Raw genomic sequence first — 14793 nt, forward strand, 5'->3', positions numbered from 1 at the left:
TTCGCCTTCGCCTTCGCCTTCGCCTTCGCCTTCGCCTTCGCCTTCGCCTTCGCCTTCGCCTTCGCCTTCGCCTTCGCCTTCGCCTTCGCCTTCGCCTTCGCCTTGAGCGCTCTGGTGCCGGGGGCGGGGAGCGGCTTCGCGGGGTTTGTGGGTGGGGCGACGGAGTGCCGCCTGGGGGTCGGGGGTGTATCGGGCGGCGTTGGTGGGGTTCGGTGTGCCGGAGCTGGGAACCGTGTCGCTGATCGAACCCGTGTTCGCAGAATCGGTTGACATCCAACGTGATCGAAATTATGTTCGATGCTGGACGCGGGGCTCGCGGCTCGCGTCTGCAGGTCCTGGTCGCGGGCGAACCGCCTCCCCCATGGCGGGGTCCGCGATCAGGGTCCACGGGCGAAGGGCGTGTCCTCGTCGTCGGCGGAGACGAGTGGGCGCGTCCCGGCCGGACGGGGTGAGGGGAAGCTCCTCGTCCGGCCGCCCGGCGGAAATGTCGGTGGGCTCTGAAATTGTTAGCACCACCGGTGGAAGCGCCGGCAGCCCCCATAACCCCAAGGAGGCGCGCAAGATGTCCCGACGGCAGACAGACAACACCGGCCCCCGGCTGTCGCCCGCGGTGCGGGCACACCTGGCGGATTCACGTGCCTGCCTGGCCGAGGCGATGACGGCCCGCACCCCGGCGACACGATATGTGGCGGCCCACATGGCGGCGCTGAGAGCGTCCGCCGCGATCCTGGCCGCCCACCCGAGGCCGATGGAGGGCCGCAGACGCCGCCTGCGCAGCGCCTGGGAGCTCCTGCCAGAAGCCGAACCCGACCTTGCCCCGTGGGCCGCCTACTTCGCGCAGAGCGCCGCCAAGCGCGCCGCTGCCGAGGCGGGCGTGGTCCGCGGCATCACCTCGGCCGACGCCGACGAACTCCTGGCCGAGGCCGAGACGTTCGTCACGACGGCCGAGTCCCTCCTGGGCGTCCCCGCCCAGCCCCAGCTCCCCATGGACATCCCCCTCGCCGGCTAGCACGAGCACCACGGCATGGCCTTCCCCCATGCCTGCTCCCGCTACCGGCGAGGGGGCACCCCAACACCACCCCAGCGCGCCCCGGTCCGCCCCGGGCTCCCGCACATAGCCCAGGCAGCAAGGGCGGCCCGGCAAACCGGATCGCCTGACGACGACCCACCCACCGCCCACCGAAGCCACCCAGGACAACAGCGCCCCACCCAAGACAACAGGGCCCACCCGGGGCAGGCAGCCGCACGCCCCGGGGCACCAGCGACCAACCCCCGCCAACCGCAGCACCGCCCAGCGCCCATCCGGCACCCGCGAGCCTGCCGGCGACGGTTCCCCATCAGAGACGAGCCGCCCGCCGGCGGCAGCACGCTATCCGGCACCTGGCGCCGACAGTTCGCCATCAGGCACGCACCCCCTGCCCAGCGGCAGCACACCATCCGGCACCTGGCGGCGGCGGCACGCCATCAGGCATCCGCGGGCTCGGCGCCGACAGTTCGCCGGCAGGGACGCGTCGCCTGCCCGGGGACAGCGCGCCGTCGGGTGGGAGCCCCCATGCCCAGGCAGCATGTGTGTTGACAGTTGGCGGATGTGGCCGAAGCCCGGTGTGCCGGGCAGGGCTCGGTGGTTTCGCTAAGGGCCGATCTGGCCCGGGGCGGGCGCCTTCATGCCTGGTCGGTGCGGTCACCGATGGCGTTGACCGCGCCGGCCGTAGCGTCCGGGCCGGGCCGAAGGGGGGCGGGCGGGTCTATCGTCGCCGGATGAACGATCGACTCACCGGCGCGATCCAGTTGCCGGACGGCGGCTGGGTGCGCGGGCGCGGGCTGCGCAACCCCGTACCGGAGGGGCCGGACCCCGACTACGGCCTGTACCTCGGCACCTCCAAGCTACGACGCAAGCACGAACACACCTGGCCACACGACTGGATCGACTGGCCGGACTTCCTGCTGCCACGCGACACGGGCGAAGCGGTCCGCCTGATCCGGGCCCTGCACGAACGGCTCCAGACGGGCGAACGCGCCGAGGTCGCCTGCGGAGGCGGAGTGGGTCGCACGGGCACGGTCGTGTCGTGCCTCGCCGTGCTGTCCGGCCTCGCCCCCGCCGACGCGATCGCCTGGACCCGCGCCCACCACCACCCCCGCGCCGTCGAAACCCCCTGGCAGCGCCGGTGGATCTCCAGGTTTCCCTCCCTTGTGACCTAGCTGCGCCTGGCCGCGGACGTGGCTTCGAGGTGTCCCATCCGTTACGGCACCGCCGCCCCCACGCCACCCGCCGACGTGAGCGGGCGCCGATCGTGGGGATCGCTTCTCACGCCGGACGTGGTGCCCGCCGCGACGGCGCCCCATTGACCGGCCAAGCCCACAACCAGCCCCACCACCTGGCACCCTCACGCCCCAAGGGCTCCCGCGGATGCCGGCAAGCCCGTAGACCGACGTCGTCCTCAAGCCCCGTGGGCGAGGCCGAGCGGCACGTCGCCGAGCCTGTGCCCTTCGCCCGAGGCCTGGCCTCAAGGGGCTTTGCGCCCCGAGGCCTGGCCTCAAGGGGGCTCCATGTGCCCCCGAGGCCTGGGCCCAGGGGCTCCATGTGCCCCCGAGCTCAAGTGGTGGCGGGCTGGCTGGCGCGTGTGCCGGGAGCACGCAGGGGGTGCGGCGACCCAAGGTCCGGCGGGTCTCCAAGCCCCTGAGAGCCCGCATGACCACACCCCGGCCCACGGCCGCCACAAAGGGCCCGGGGAAGCGCGAAGGGCGCGCCTGAGAGGTTCAGGCGCGCCCTTTCACGAACCAGGTCAGAACGACTCGACCGCCCGCCGGGCCTCGGCGTCGAGTACGCCCCAGCTGATCAGTTCCTCGGTCAGCTCACTCGGCGACTTGTCATAGATCACGGCAAGGGAGCGCAGGTCCTCCTGCCGGATCGAGAGCACCTTGCCGTTGTAGTCACCGCGCTGCGACTGGATCGTCGCCGCGTACCGGGCGAGTGCCCCGGCCTTCTCCTTCGGCAGCGTGGCCAGACGCTCGAGGTCGATCACAAGCTTGGGTGTCGGGCCGAGCGGGCTGGGGGCGGCGCCGCCCGGCAGCAGCTCGGACACCGGTACCCCGTAGAAGTCGGCAAGCTCGGCAAGCTTCTGCACCGTGACGGCCCGGTCGCCGCGCTCATAGGAGCCCACGACCACGGCTTTCCAGCGTCCGCGCGACTTCTCCTCGACCCCGTGCAGGGAAAGCCCCTGCTGGGTGCGGATCGCGCGGAGTCGTGCACCCAGCGACTTTGCGTACTCAGACGGCATCGTTGTGGCCCCCCGGCTCGTGTTATGTACTGCTCTCAGTAGATTGTGCGCCTTTGCGACGATTGCCGCGGCCACCGGGGGGTCTGGTGCCAAGCTCGGCACCATCGGTAGCCATGGCCCCGGGTTTACCCCAGAACGCCGCGCAAAGTGGTTACGCACAGTGACGGTAAAGGGGGTTAAGCCGAAGGTCAAGCTGATTGGAAAAAAGATGCCGAATCCGGTCCGGTATGGATCGCCTCAAACGCCCCTCTTGTCCCGTTGATAACAGTACTTCGTCATAGTTTGACGAGGGATATCCAGCTATGGCTCTCGAGTCAGGATCATCACGGGGCATGTTGCCGCCTTGACGATTTTGATGGAGGTGTCGCCCAGAAAGACCCGGCGCAGCGGCCCGGAACTACTCGACGCGCAGATGATCAGCTCGCCGTCCAGCCACGTGGCCGCGCCCAGGGCCTGGGCCACGTTCCTGCCCTCCAGGATCTCCACGTCCACCTGCAGCTTGCGGCGCTGCCCGCGCGCGGCCGCCTTCAGGTCCGCCGCCGCCTGCTCGCGCAGCCGTTCGGACATCTCCTGCTCGATCTTCGCCTTCTTGGCACTGCTCACGACCAGCGTGACCAGCCGCAGCGGGACGTCCAGGCTCACCGCCGCCCGCGCCGCCTCGGCGACCGCGTGGTCGCAGCCGGGGCCGCGCCGGTAGGCGACGGTGAGGCGCTGGAACTCGGCCGGCGGGTCCTCCGACCAGCCCTTGGGCGCCAGCAGTACCGGAACCGACGAGGAGTGCAGCAGCTGGTCGGCGGTGCTGCCCAGCGAGATGCGGCCCTTGGCGCCCGAGGGCGCGGAGCCGATCACGACGACGTCCGCCTCGCGCTTGCGGGCCAGCTCCACCAGGCCGCGCCCGCTGCCCTTGTTGGTGTGGACGACGTAGTCCGCGTCGTCGCCGGCCAGCTCGCGCGCCTGCTCCAGCGTCGCGTCCGACTGCTCGCGCAGGTAGGCGCGCCAGGCGCTCTCGTCGGCCTTGGCGGGTCCGGGCGTGTTCCAGGCGGGCGGCTGCACGGTCGCGACCGTCAGCTTCGCCCTCGCCTGCCTGGCCAGGAGTACGGCGAGCGCCAGCCCGTCACGTCCACGGGGTTCGGCGATGAAGCCGGTCAGCACGTTCTCGATCTTCATCGGGGCACCTCCGTGCGGAGCCTGGAGTGGCGGTAGCCGTACAGGAAATAGCAGATGAAACCGACGGCCATCCACAGCGCGAACGCCAGCCACGTGACGCCCTGCAGGCCCGCCATCACGACCACGCACATGATCACGCCGAGGATCGGCGTGATCGGGAACAGCGGCGTCTTGAAGTTGCGCGGCAGGTCGGGCCGGGTACGGCGGAGCACGATCACGCCGACGTTGACGATGGCGAAGGCGAACAGGGTGCCGATGCTGGTGGCCTCGGCCAGTTGCCCGAGCGGGATGAGCCCGGCCAGGACGCTGATGAACAACGTGACGATCAGCGTGTTGGCGACCGGGACCTGGCGGCGCGGGTTGACCTTCTGGAACACCTTCGGGATCAGCCCGTCGCGCGACATCGCGAACAGGATGCGGGTCTGGCCGTACATGACGGTGAGCACGACGCTGGCGATGGCGATGACCGCGCCGAAGGAGACGACCAGGCCGGGCCAGGTGGCGCCGGTGGCCATGTCGACGATGACGGCGAGGCTGGCCTCGGTGTTCTCGGGGTCGAAGTCGGTCCACGGCATGGCGCCGATGGCGGCGACCGCCACCAGGACGTAGATCGCCGTCACGATCACCAGGGAGAAGATGATCGCCAGCGGCAGGTCGCGCTTGGGGTTCTTGGCCTCCTCACCGGCGGTGGAGGCGGCGTCGAAGCCGATATAGGAGAAGAAGACCTGTGAGGCGGCGGCGGTGATGCCCAGGACGCCCAGCGGGGCGAACGGGGTGAAGTTCTTCGACTGGAAGGCGGTGAACGCCACCACGCAGAAGAACGCCAGCACCGCGACCTTGATGAGCACGAAGACCACGTTGGCGGTGGCCGACTCGGAGGAGCCGCCGAGCAGCAGCCAGGTGGCCAGCAGCACGATGAGGATGGCGGTCACGTTGACGACGCCGCCCTTGTCGCCGGGGGAGTGGGTGATCGCGGCGGGCAGCTGCCAGCCGAACAGCCCCTGCAGGAACGTGTTGAGGTACTCGCCCCAGCCGACGGCCACGGCCGCGACCGACACGGCGTACTCCAGCATGAGACACCAGCCGCAGACCCAGGCCACGATCTCGCCGAGCGTGGCGTAGGCGTAGGAGTAGGACGAGCCGGACACCGGGATGGTCCCGGCCAGCTCGGCGTAGCTCAGCGCGGAGAACAGGGCCGTGATGGCGGCCAGCACGAACGCCAGCACCACCGCCGGGCCCGCCTTCGGCACGGCCTGGCCGAGGATGACGAAGATGCCCGTGCCGAGCGTGGCGCCGACGCTGAAGAGGGTCAGCTGCCACAGGCCCATCGTGCGCCGTAGCTCGCCGCCCTCGCCCCTGCCGGCCTCCGAGACGATCTCGTCCGTCGGCTTGATGCGGAACAACTGTGTCAGTGCCACCGGCACCTCCCCAAAGAAGGGGCCAGCGGCCCCGATGCGACTAAAGCGTGCTCGTCAACGGCCAGGTGGCGCTCGGCGTGATGATCGTGCCCGCCTTCCCCTTGAGGATCTCGACGGCCTGGTCGAGTTTGCCGATCGCGGCCATGTCACCCGTGGTCTCCACGAACCTGCACACGGCTTCCACCTTCGGCCCCATCGAGCCGGCGGGGAAGTCGATGGAGCGCAGTTCGTACGGAGTGGTGTGCCCGATCTCGCTCTGCTGTGGCGTGCCGAAGTCCTTCATGACCCTCGGCACGTCGGTGAGGATCAGGAACGCATCGCAGTCCAGCGCCTCGGCCAGCATCGACGCGGTCAGGTCCTTGTCGATGACGGCCTCGACCCCGGACAGCCGGCCCTGGGCGTCGCGGACGACCGGGATGCCGCCGCCGCCCGCGCAGACCACCACGACGCCGTCGCGTACGGCCTTGCGGATCAGCCGGGTCTCCACCACGCGCTGCGGCGCGGGAGAAGGCACCACGCGGCGCCAGTACGGGCCGTCCTGCCTGACCACCCAGCCGTTCTCCCTGGCCAGCTTCTCGGCCTCGGCCTGCTCGTAGACCTGGCCGACGAACTTGGTCGGGTTGTCGAAGGCCGGGTCGACCGCCGAGACGAGCGTCTGGGTGACCAGCGCCATGACCTGCCGGCCCGGCAGGGCGTTCTGCAGGGCCTGCAGCATCCAGTAGCCGATCATGCCCTGGGTCTCGGCGCCGAGCGTGTCGAAGGAGTAGGCCCGGGTCAGATTGGTGTCGGCGGCGCTCTCCAGCGCCAGCATCCCGACCTGGGGGCCGTTGCCGTGGGTGATGATCAGCTCATGCTCTTCCGCCAGCTTGGCCAGCGTCTTCACCGCGATGTTGACGTTGGCGATCTGGGTGTCGGCGTCCGGCCGGTCCCCGCGCTTGAGCAGCGCGTTGCCCCCGAGGGCGACGATGACGCGCATCGCGGTCAGTCCCCGAGGGTGGCCACCATGATGGCCTTGATCGTGTGCAGGCGGTTCTCCGCCTCGTCGAAGACGATCGAGCGCGGCGACTCGAAGACGCTCTCGGTCACCTCCAGGGCGTCCAGGCCGGTCTTCTCGTAGATGTCCTCGCCGACCTTCGTCTCCCGGTTGTGGAAGGCCGGCAGGCAGTGCATGAACTTCACCTTGGAGTTGCCGGTGGCCTTCACCACCTTGTCGTTGATCTGGTACGGCTTCAGCAGCTTGATCCGCTCGTCCCAGACCTCCTTGGGCTCGCCCATCGACACCCACACGTCGGTGTAGAGGTAGTCGACGCCCTTGACGCCCTTGGCCACGTCGTCGGTGATGGTGACCGTGGCCCCGGTCTGCTTGGCGAGGTCCTTGGCCGGCTTGACGACCATCTGCCTGTCGGGCTGCAGCGCCTTGGGGGCGACCAGCCGTACGTCCATGCCGAACATCGCACCGGTGACCAGCAGCGAGTTGCCCATGTTGTTGCGGGCGTCGCCGAGGTAGGCGAAGGAGATGTCGTGCAGCGGCTTGTCGCTGTGCTCCTTCATGGTGAGCATGTCGGCGAGCATCTGCGTGGGATGCCACTCGTCGGTGAGCCCGTTCCACACCGGTACGCCCGAGTACAGGGCGAGCTCTTCCACGTTGGACTGGGCGCTGCCCCGGTACTCGATGCCGTCGAACATCCGGCCGAGCACCCGGGCGGTGTCCTTGACCGACTCCTTGTGGCCCATCTGTGAGCCGGACGGGTCCAGGTAGGTGACGTGCGCGCCCTGGTCGTGGGCGGCCACCTCGAACGCGCACCGGGTGCGGGTCGAGGACTTCTCGAAGATCAGGGCGATGTTCTTGCCCTTGAGCCGCTGCTGTTCGACGCCGGCGTACTTGGCCGCCTTCAGGTCGGCCGCCAGGCGCAGCAGGAACCCGAACTCCTCTGGCGTGAAGTCCAGTTCCTTGAGAAAGCTGCGCCCGCGCAGGTTGAATGCCATGAAGTTCCCCCCGAGAACCTGAAAGGTCAGATGCCGTCGCGTTCCAGCGGGCAGCTCATGCAGCGCGGGCCGCCGCGCCCCCTGCCGAGCTCGCTGCCCCTGATGGTGATCACTTCGATGCCCTCCGAGCGGAGGAAGTTGTTGGTGGTGGTGTTGCGCTCGTAGGCGACGACCACGCCGGGCTCGATGGCCAGCACGTTGCAGCCGTCGTCCCACTGCTCCCGCTCGGCGGCGTAGACGTCCTGGTGGGCGGTCAGGACCTTGATGTCGTCCAGATCCAGGGCGCGCGCGATCGCCTTGTGCATGTCCTCGGGGCGGTGGTCGGTGACCTTGAGTTCCTTGTCGTTGTCGCCGGGCTCGATCGTGTAGGAGGGCAGCATGCCGAGGCCGGCGTACTTGGTGAACACGCCGACGTCCACGTTGGTCATCACCGTGTCGAGGTGCATGAAGGCGCGGGCCTTCGGCATGTTGAGCGCCACGATCTTCTTGGCGCCGTTGTGCTTGAAGAGGTTGCGCGCGAGCATCTCCACCGCCTGCGGCTGGGTGCGCTCGCTCATGCCGATGAGTACGGCCCCGCGCCCGATGACCAGCACGTCCCCGCCCTCCATCGTGGCCGGGGCGACCGCCGTGCCGGGCATCCACACGTTGAAGCCGCCCGCCTCGGGACGGCGGAACCCGGCGGCGAAGACCGGGTGGTAGCGGTAGACGGCCTCCAGGTTGATCGTCTCGGCCTGGCGGGCCTTCTTCTTCATGGCGTTGATCGAGACGCCGTTGTAGATCCAGCAGGAGGTGTCGCGGGTGAACAGGTGGTTGGGCAGCGGCGGCAGGACGAAGTCGGACACCTCCAGCACGTGGTAGGCGACGCTCTTGGGGTCGACCCCGCGCTCCATCAGCTCGCCCTTGGTGATGCCGCCGGTCAGGTACTGCTGGAGTTCGGCCGACGGCATGGCGTCCAGGACGTTGCGCACGGCGTCCACGGCCAGCGGGCCGATCCAGCGCTCGTCGACCACGTGCTCCAGCACGTGCTTGCGCGCCTCCGGGATGTCGAGGGTCTCGCGCAGGAGGTCGGCCAGCATGTAGACCTTGATGCCGCGGTCGCGCAGGACCTGCTGCCACTCCTCGTGCTCCTCAAGCGCCCGTTGCACCCACAGGACGTCGTCGAAGAGGAACTCGTCCTTGTTGGTGGGTGTGAGGCGCTTCAGGGCCAGCTCGGGCTTGTGCAGCATCACCTGGTGGAGCTTGCCCACCTCGGAATCGACGTGAAAGGTCATTTCTTCTCTATCCCCTCAGGAAACGCGGGCGTCACGCGGGCCGTACTCGCCCCTCTTGGACTTGACCCAGATGTAGACCGGAACACCCACGAGGAGCATGAGCGTCCCGCCGAGTACCGCCTCGGCGCCGGAGCCGAAGGCCATCCAGAACGCGAACAGCAGCGCGACCACCGCGATGACCATGTCCCTGGCCAGGCGGCGCCTGTCGACCAGGCGTCCGCCGGTGGCCAGCCAGAAGATCTGGGCGGCGGCGGAGAAGAAGTACGGGATGACCGTGGTGAAGGAGGCCAGCAGCACGATGGTGTTGAAGGCGTTCTCCGAGGCGTAGCCGACCAGCAGCATCACCGAGGTCAGGATGGTGCCGGCCAGGATGCCCGCTGCCGGTACGCCCCGGCGCGAGACCCTGCCGAAGACCGGCGGGAACATGCCGTCCTTGGCCGCGGCCAGCGGCATCTCGGCCACCAGCATGGTCCAGCCGTTCAGCGCGCCGATGCCGGAGACGATCGCGCAGGCGGCCATGAGGATGCCGCCGGCCGAGCCGCCGAACATGTTGTTGAGCGCGTCGGCGAACGGCGCCGTGGAGTTGACCAGGCGATCGTGCGGCACGGTGCCCATGACGGCGACGGTGCTCAGGATGTACAGCACGGCGCAGGCGAGCACGCCGATGACGCTGGCCCTGCCGATGTTGCGCTCGGGGTTCCTGATCTTCTCGGCGGCGATGGACACGCTCTCGACGCCGGAGTAGATGAACAGGGCGACCGCGCCCGCCATCGAGATGGCGCCGACCCAGTTGCCGTCGGTGGCGTTGAACGCGCCGAAGTTGGCGCCCTGGATGAAGAAGAGCCCGATGATGCCGACGAACAGCAGCGGGGCGAACTTCAGGATCGTGGTGACGAGCTGGAAGGCGGCCATGTTCCTGGCGCCCATCAGGTTGACGACCGCCGGGATCCACAGGCCGACCAGCCCGATGACGATGGCGGCGGGCACGCTGTTCCAGTCGAGGCCGAAGACCTGCCCGGCGAAGTACTGGACGTAGCCGACCCAGGCGACGGCGATCGCGGCGTTGCCGATCCACGCCGTCAGCCAGAACGACCAGGCGTTCCAGAACCCGGCGAACTCGCCGAAGGCGCTGCGCGCGTAGGCGTAGGGGCCGCCGCCGGCGGGGATGCGCTCGCCGAGCTTGCCGAAGACCATGGCCATGGCGATGGCGCCGATCGTGACCACGACCATGGCGACGAGGCTGACGGTGCCGAAGGCGGCCAGGGAGGCCGGCAGCAGGAAGATTCCGGTGCCGACGACGTTGCCGATGATGAGCGCGATGGCCGAGCCGAGCCCGAGCCCGCCGGAGCCGGGAGCGGTCTCGGTGGGAACCGCGGTCGTGACACCGCCCTCGGGCGGTCGTGGTTCCCCCATGCGGTGCCCCCGTGCACGTCGTCCCGCGGAAAGCCGCAGGCGGAACGCGTGCGACTCACGGTGACGTGCCCGGCACTCAGAGTGCTGACACGGGGCCTTGTCCGGAAATTACCTGATCACGGGATGCGGCAGATCGGACGGTGAACCGCTCAGCAGCAGCACGACCGTGAAGACCGCGAGGCACAGCGCGATCAGCGCCACGGGCCAGGCGTCCCAGGTCTGGGGGATGCGCTCGGCGGTCACGACCCCGCTGCCGTGCTCGGAGAGGTCCTTGACCAGCGCCGGGTCCTCCACCGCGATCTGGCGGGCGATCGCGTCCAGGACCGTTTGCTCGCGCGCGGACAGCGCCATGATGAAACCTCCCCCAAAAGACTTTGAAGGAGGTTTTATAATGTTTTGTCCGATTATGCCAAATCCGTCAGGAGTGCTTGAGCGCCTCCGCGCCGCCGACGATCTCGGTGATCTCCGTCGTGATCTCCGCCTGCCGCGCCTCGTTGGCCTCGCGCGTGAGCTTCTCGACGAGCTCGTGCGCGTTCTCGGTCGCCGCCATCATCGCGGTACGGCGGGCCGCGTGCTCGGCCGCCGCCGACGACAGCAGCATGTACCAGATCCGCGAGCGCACGTACTTCTGCAGCATCTCGTCCAGCACCGCCTCCGGCGAGGGATCGAACTCGTAGGGCGCCTTGGGCGGCCCCGAGTCCGTACCCGCCTCACCCTCGACCTCCTCCACCTGCAGCGGCAGGATCCTGGTGACGCGCGGCGCCTGCGTCAGCATCGAGACGAACTCCGTGTAGACCACGTGCACCTCGCCCACGCCGCCGTCCCTGGTCGGCAGGTCGAAGGCCGAGATGAGCGTCTTGCCGATCTCGGCGGCGGTGTCGTAGCCCGGCCGGCCGCTCATCCCCGCCCAGTGCCCGGCCATCTCCCGGCCGCGGAAGCGGAACCAGTCGACCCCCTTGCGGCCCACCACGTAGAAGAGCGGCTCCTTGCCCTGCGCCTCGAACATGGCGTGCAGGGCCTGGCCGTTCTTGATGACGTTGTGGTTGTAGCCGCCGGCGAACCCCCGGTCGCTGGTCAGCACCAGCACCGCCACGCGCGAGGTGTCCGGCCGCTCGTTGAGCAGCGCGTGGTTCATCTTCATGTGGTGGCTGACGAGCGCCGAGACCGCCGCGGAGATCTCCCGCGCGTACGGCTGCGCCGCGTCGGCGCGGTCGCGGGCCTTGCCCACCCGCGACGAGGCGATCAGCTCCTGAGCTCGTGTGATCTTCGCTGTCGACTTCACGGACTTGATCCGCTGCCTGATCAGGCGTAGCTGAGCACCCAATGTGACCCCCCGACTACATGGTGTGCGTGATCAGGCTAACGCGCCGAGGGGGCGCCGCATCGTGGCTGGTGGCGCCTGGTACTGTGTGTCCCGACCGACACCCTTTTAAGTCCCGTCCCGTGAGGCGGGGAAGGTGGTGATGATTTCCCATGTCCGAATCAAGGGCCGTTCTCGAAGGCCCGGACATCCACCGGGCGCTGACCCGGATCGCGCACGAGATCCTCGAGCGCACCAAGGGCGCCGACGGCGTCGTCCTCCTCGGCATCCCGACCCGCGGCGTGACCCTGGCCCGCCGCCTCGGTGAGCGGATCGAGCAGTTCGAAGGCGTGAAGATCCCCGTCGGCTCGATCGACATCACGATGTACCGCGACGATCTGCGGCTCAAGCCCGCCCGCCCCCTCGGCCACACGGAGCTTCCGCCGGACGGCGTCGACGGCAGGACCGTCGTGCTCGTCGACGACGTGCTCTACTCCGGCCGCACCGTCCGCGCCGCGCTCGACGCGCTCAACGACCTGGGCCGCCCGACGGCCGTGCAGCTCGCCACGCTGGTCGACAGGGGACACCGCGAGCTCCCCATCCGCGCCGACTACGTCGGGAAGAACCTGCCGACCGCCAAGAGCGAGAAGGTCAAGGTCTTCCTCGACGAAATCGACGGGCGCGACGCAGTGGAGTTGATCAAGTGAACAAGCACCTCATTTCCGCCGCGGACCTGTCCAAGGACGACGCGCTGCTCATCCTCGACACCGCCGAGGAACTGGCGGCCGTCTCGGAACGGTCCATCAAGAAGCTGCCGACGCTGCGCGGCCGTACGGTGGTCAACCTGTTCTTCGAGGACTCCACCCGCACCCGCATCAGCTTCGAGGCCGCGGCCAAGCGCCTGTCGGCCGACGTCATCAACTTCTCCGCCAAGGGCTCCAGCGTCTCCAAGGGCGAGTCGCTCAAGGACACCGCGCTGACCCTGGAGGCCATGGGCGCCGACGCGGTCGTCATCCGCCACGGCGCCTCCGGCGCGCCGCACCGCCTGGCCAACTGGGTGCGCGGCAGCGTCGTCAACGCCGGCGACGGCACCCACGAGCACCCCACGCAGGCCCTGCTCGACGCCTTCTCCATGCGCCGCCGCCTCGGCTCGCTGGAAGGCCGCAAGATCACCATCGTGGGTGACGTGCTCCACTCGCGCGTGGCCCGCTCGAACGTGCTGCTTCTGGCCACGCTCGGCGCCGACGTGACGCTGGTCGCCCCGCCCACGCTGCTGCCGGTCTCGGTCGGCACCTGGCCCTGCGAGGTCTCCTACGACCTCGACGCGGTGCTGCCCAAGTCGGACGTGGTCATGATGCTCCGCGTGCAGAAGGAGCGCATGAACGCCGCCTACTTCCCCAGCGAGCGCGAGTACTCCAGGCGCTACGGCCTTGACCGCGACCGCTTCGCCAAGATGCCGGACGACGCCATCGTGATGCACCCCGGCCCGATGAACCGGGGCATGGAGATCGCCGCCGACGTGGCCGACTCCCCGCGCTCGACCATCGTCGAGCAGGTCGCCAACGGCGTGACCACCCGCATGGCCGTCCTGTACCTGCTCCTCGGGGGAGAGTCCGCATGATCATTCGCAACGTCCGCGTCCTCGGCGGCGAGCCCGCCGACATCCGCGTCTCCGGCGGAACCATCACCGAGGTCGGCACGGGGCTCCAGGGCACCGAGGAGATCGTCGACGGCCGCGGCGCGATCGCGCTGCCCGGCCTGGTCGACCTGCACACCCACCTGCGCGAGCCCGGCCGCGAGGACGCCGAGACCGTCCTGACCGGCACCCAGTCGGCCGCCCGCGGCGGCTACACCGCCGTGCACGCCATGGCCAACACCTCGCCCGTCGCCGACACCGCCGGCGTCGTCGAGCAGGTCTACCGGCTCGGCCAGGAGGGCGGCTACTGCGACGTGCAGCCCGTCGGCGCCGTCACCGTCGGCCTGGAGGGCAGGCAGCTGGCCGAGCTCGGCGCCATGGCCGACTCCGCCGCCCGCGTGCGCGTCTTCTCCGACGACGGCCACTGCGTCGACGACGCCGTGCTCATGCGCCGCGCGCTGGAGTATGTCAAGGCCTTCGACGGCGTCGTCGCCCAGCACGCCCAGGAGCCCCGCCTCACCTCCGGCGCCCAGATGAACGAGGGCGTCATCTCCGGCCGGCTCGGCCTGGCCGGATGGCCCGCCGTGGCCGAGGAGGCGATCATCGCCCGTGACTGCCTGCTGGCCGCGCACGTCGGCTCCCGCCTGCACATCTGCCACGTCTCCACCGCGGGCTCGGTGGAGATCCTGCGCTGGGCCAAGTCCAAGGGCTGGAACGTCACCGCCGAGGTCACTCCGCACCACCTGCTGCTGACCGACGAACTGGTCGAGGAGTCGCCCAACGGCTCCTACAACCCGATCTACAAGGTCAACCCGCCGCTGCGTACCCGCGCCGACGTCGAGGCGCTGCGCGCGGCCCTGGCCGACGGGACCATCGACGTGGTCGCCACCGACCACGCGCCGCACCCGGTCGAGGACAAGGAGACCGAGTGGGCGGCGGCCGCCATGGGCATGATCGGCCTGGAGACCGCGCTCAGCGTCGTCCAGGAGGCCATGGTCGACACCGGCCTGCTCGACTGGGCGGGCGTGGCCGAGCGCATGTCGCTCAAGCCCGCCGAGATCGGCCGCCTGTCCGGCCACGGCAACCCGATCGAGGCCGGCGCCCCGGCCAACATCACCCTGTACGACCCGGGCGCCCGCACCGAGGTCGACCCGCGCGCCTTCGCCTCCAAGAGCCGCAACACCCCGTACGAAGGGATGACCCTCCCGGGCCGGGTCGTCGCCACCTTCCTCCGGGGCAGGCCCACCGTTCTGGAAGGGAAGCTGGTGTGACACAGGACGTGGGCGCGGGGAACCGCGGCGAAGCGAGGACGTTTCCGCCTGTG

General features: G+C 69.5%; 15 protein-coding genes. 5 read left to right on the forward strand and 10 right to left on the reverse strand.

The features are described 5' to 3' along the window. Window positions 1-273: hypothetical protein (locus tag ACIBKY_RS29175; protein ID WP_397101410.1), on the reverse strand; the 273-nt coding region annotated here is incomplete at its 3' end. Window positions 274-562: 289 nt separating this feature from the next. Here ACIBKY_RS29175 and ACIBKY_RS29180 point away from each other — a divergent pair. Then, window positions 563-1009 (forward strand): SAV_6107 family HEPN domain-containing protein, encoded by a 447-nt coding sequence (locus ACIBKY_RS29180; RefSeq protein WP_397101412.1) that lies wholly within the window; start codon window positions 563-565, stop codon window positions 1007-1009. Window positions 1010-1758: 749 nt separating this feature from the next. Next, window positions 1759-2199 carry a protein-tyrosine phosphatase family protein gene (locus ACIBKY_RS29185; protein WP_397101414.1) on the forward strand — a complete coding sequence of 147 codons (441 nt, stop codon included), beginning with the start codon at window positions 1759-1761 and terminating at the stop codon, window positions 2197-2199. A gap of 584 nt (window positions 2200-2783) precedes the next feature. Here ACIBKY_RS29185 and ACIBKY_RS29190 read toward each other — a convergent pair. The 9 genes from ACIBKY_RS29190 to ACIBKY_RS29230 all read right to left on the reverse strand — a co-directional run bounded on the left by ACIBKY_RS29190 (window position 2784) and on the right by ACIBKY_RS29230 (window position 11857). Next, a complete protein-coding gene (locus tag ACIBKY_RS29190) occupies window positions 2784-3278 on the reverse strand; it encodes a transcriptional regulator (protein WP_026214021.1) in 495 nt (164 codons plus the stop codon). A 300-nt stretch (window positions 3279-3578) separates the two neighbouring features. Beyond that, the gene (locus tag ACIBKY_RS29195) at window positions 3579-4445 is read right to left on the reverse strand and encodes a universal stress protein (RefSeq protein WP_397101416.1); all 867 of its coding nucleotides are present in this window, start codon (window positions 4443-4445) and stop codon (window positions 3579-3581) included. Further along, window positions 4442-5863 (reverse strand): amino acid permease, encoded by a 1422-nt coding sequence (locus ACIBKY_RS29200; RefSeq protein ID WP_379621379.1) that lies wholly within the window; start codon window positions 5861-5863, stop codon window positions 4442-4444. The genes ACIBKY_RS29195 and ACIBKY_RS29200 overlap by 4 nt, the downstream gene beginning before the upstream one ends. A 40-nt stretch (window positions 5864-5903) precedes the next feature. Beyond that, entirely contained in the window at window positions 5904-6839 is a 936-nt protein-coding gene (gene arcC, locus ACIBKY_RS29205) for a carbamate kinase (protein ID WP_397101418.1), read from the reverse strand. Window positions 6840-6844: 5 nt separating this feature from the next. Further along, complete coding sequence (gene argF / locus ACIBKY_RS29210; protein ID WP_397101420.1) at window positions 6845-7849, reverse strand: ornithine carbamoyltransferase; 1005 nt, start codon at window positions 7847-7849, stop codon at window positions 6845-6847. Window positions 7850-7875: 26 nt separating this feature from the next. After that, window positions 7876-9120: an arginine deiminase gene (locus tag ACIBKY_RS29215; RefSeq protein WP_397101422.1), complete on the reverse strand. Its 1245-nt coding sequence runs from the start codon at window positions 9118-9120 to the stop codon at window positions 7876-7878. Between the two features lie 15 nt (window positions 9121-9135). Then, window positions 9136-10533 (reverse strand): amino acid permease, encoded by a 1398-nt coding sequence (locus ACIBKY_RS29220; protein WP_397101424.1) that lies wholly within the window; start codon window positions 10531-10533, stop codon window positions 9136-9138. Between the two features lie 108 nt (window positions 10534-10641). Further along, a complete protein-coding gene (locus ACIBKY_RS29225) occupies window positions 10642-10884 on the reverse strand; it encodes a DUF3040 domain-containing protein (RefSeq protein ID WP_397101426.1) in 243 nt (80 codons plus the stop codon). A gap of 67 nt (window positions 10885-10951) precedes the next feature. Next, window positions 10952-11857: a F0F1 ATP synthase subunit gamma gene (locus ACIBKY_RS29230; protein ID WP_397101428.1), complete on the reverse strand. Its 906-nt coding sequence runs from the start codon at window positions 11855-11857 to the stop codon at window positions 10952-10954. Window positions 11858-12006: 149 nt separating this feature from the next. On the opposite strand from ACIBKY_RS29230, the gene pyrR reads away from it, so the two are divergent. From pyrR to ACIBKY_RS29245, 3 genes are read left to right on the forward strand one after another with little or no spacing between them, the layout of a single operon-like run. After that, on the forward strand, window positions 12007-12540 hold the full coding sequence (gene pyrR / locus ACIBKY_RS29235; protein ID WP_184960632.1) for a bifunctional pyr operon transcriptional regulator/uracil phosphoribosyltransferase PyrR: 534 nt from the start codon (window positions 12007-12009) through the stop codon (window positions 12538-12540). Then, complete coding sequence (locus ACIBKY_RS29240) at window positions 12537-13454, forward strand: aspartate carbamoyltransferase catalytic subunit (RefSeq protein ID WP_379616470.1); 918 nt, start codon at window positions 12537-12539, stop codon at window positions 13452-13454. The genes pyrR and ACIBKY_RS29240 overlap by 4 nt, the downstream gene beginning before the upstream one ends. Beyond that, entirely contained in the window at window positions 13451-14740 is a 1290-nt protein-coding gene (locus ACIBKY_RS29245) for a dihydroorotase (protein ID WP_397101431.1), read from the forward strand. Before ACIBKY_RS29240 ends, ACIBKY_RS29245 begins: the two co-directional genes overlap by 4 nt. Window positions 14741-14793 lie beyond the last annotated feature (53 nt).

This window comes from Nonomuraea sp. NPDC050394, assembly GCF_044459065.1.
Lineage (GTDB): Bacteria > Actinomycetota > Actinomycetes > Streptosporangiales > Streptosporangiaceae > Nonomuraea.

Coding starts and splice junctions, on each gene's coding strand:
- ACIBKY_RS29190 (WP_026214021.1), bottom strand. CDS start 3,278: ATGCCGTCTGAGTACGCAAAGTCGCTGGGTGCACGACTCCGCGCGATC.
- ACIBKY_RS29220 (WP_397101424.1), bottom strand. CDS start 10,533: ATGGGGGAACCACGACCGCCCGAGGGCGGTGTCACGACCGCGGTTCCC.
- argF (WP_397101420.1), bottom strand. CDS start 7,849: ATGGCATTCAACCTGCGCGGGCGCAGCTTTCTCAAGGAACTGGACTTC.
- ACIBKY_RS29215 (WP_397101422.1), bottom strand. CDS start 9,120: ATGACCTTTCACGTCGATTCCGAGGTGGGCAAGCTCCACCAGGTGATG.
- ACIBKY_RS29185 (WP_397101414.1), top strand. CDS start 1,759: ATGAACGATCGACTCACCGGCGCGATCCAGTTGCCGGACGGCGGCTGG.
- arcC (WP_397101418.1), bottom strand. CDS start 6,839: ATGCGCGTCATCGTCGCCCTCGGGGGCAACGCGCTGCTCAAGCGCGGG.
- pyrR (WP_184960632.1), top strand. CDS start 12,007: ATGTCCGAATCAAGGGCCGTTCTCGAAGGCCCGGACATCCACCGGGCG.
- ACIBKY_RS29180 (WP_397101412.1), top strand. CDS start 563: ATGTCCCGACGGCAGACAGACAACACCGGCCCCCGGCTGTCGCCCGCG.
- ACIBKY_RS29245 (WP_397101431.1), top strand. CDS start 13,451: ATGATCATTCGCAACGTCCGCGTCCTCGGCGGCGAGCCCGCCGACATC.
- ACIBKY_RS29225 (WP_397101426.1), bottom strand. CDS start 10,884: ATGGCGCTGTCCGCGCGCGAGCAAACGGTCCTGGACGCGATCGCCCGC.
- ACIBKY_RS29195 (WP_397101416.1), bottom strand. CDS start 4,445: ATGAAGATCGAGAACGTGCTGACCGGCTTCATCGCCGAACCCCGTGGA.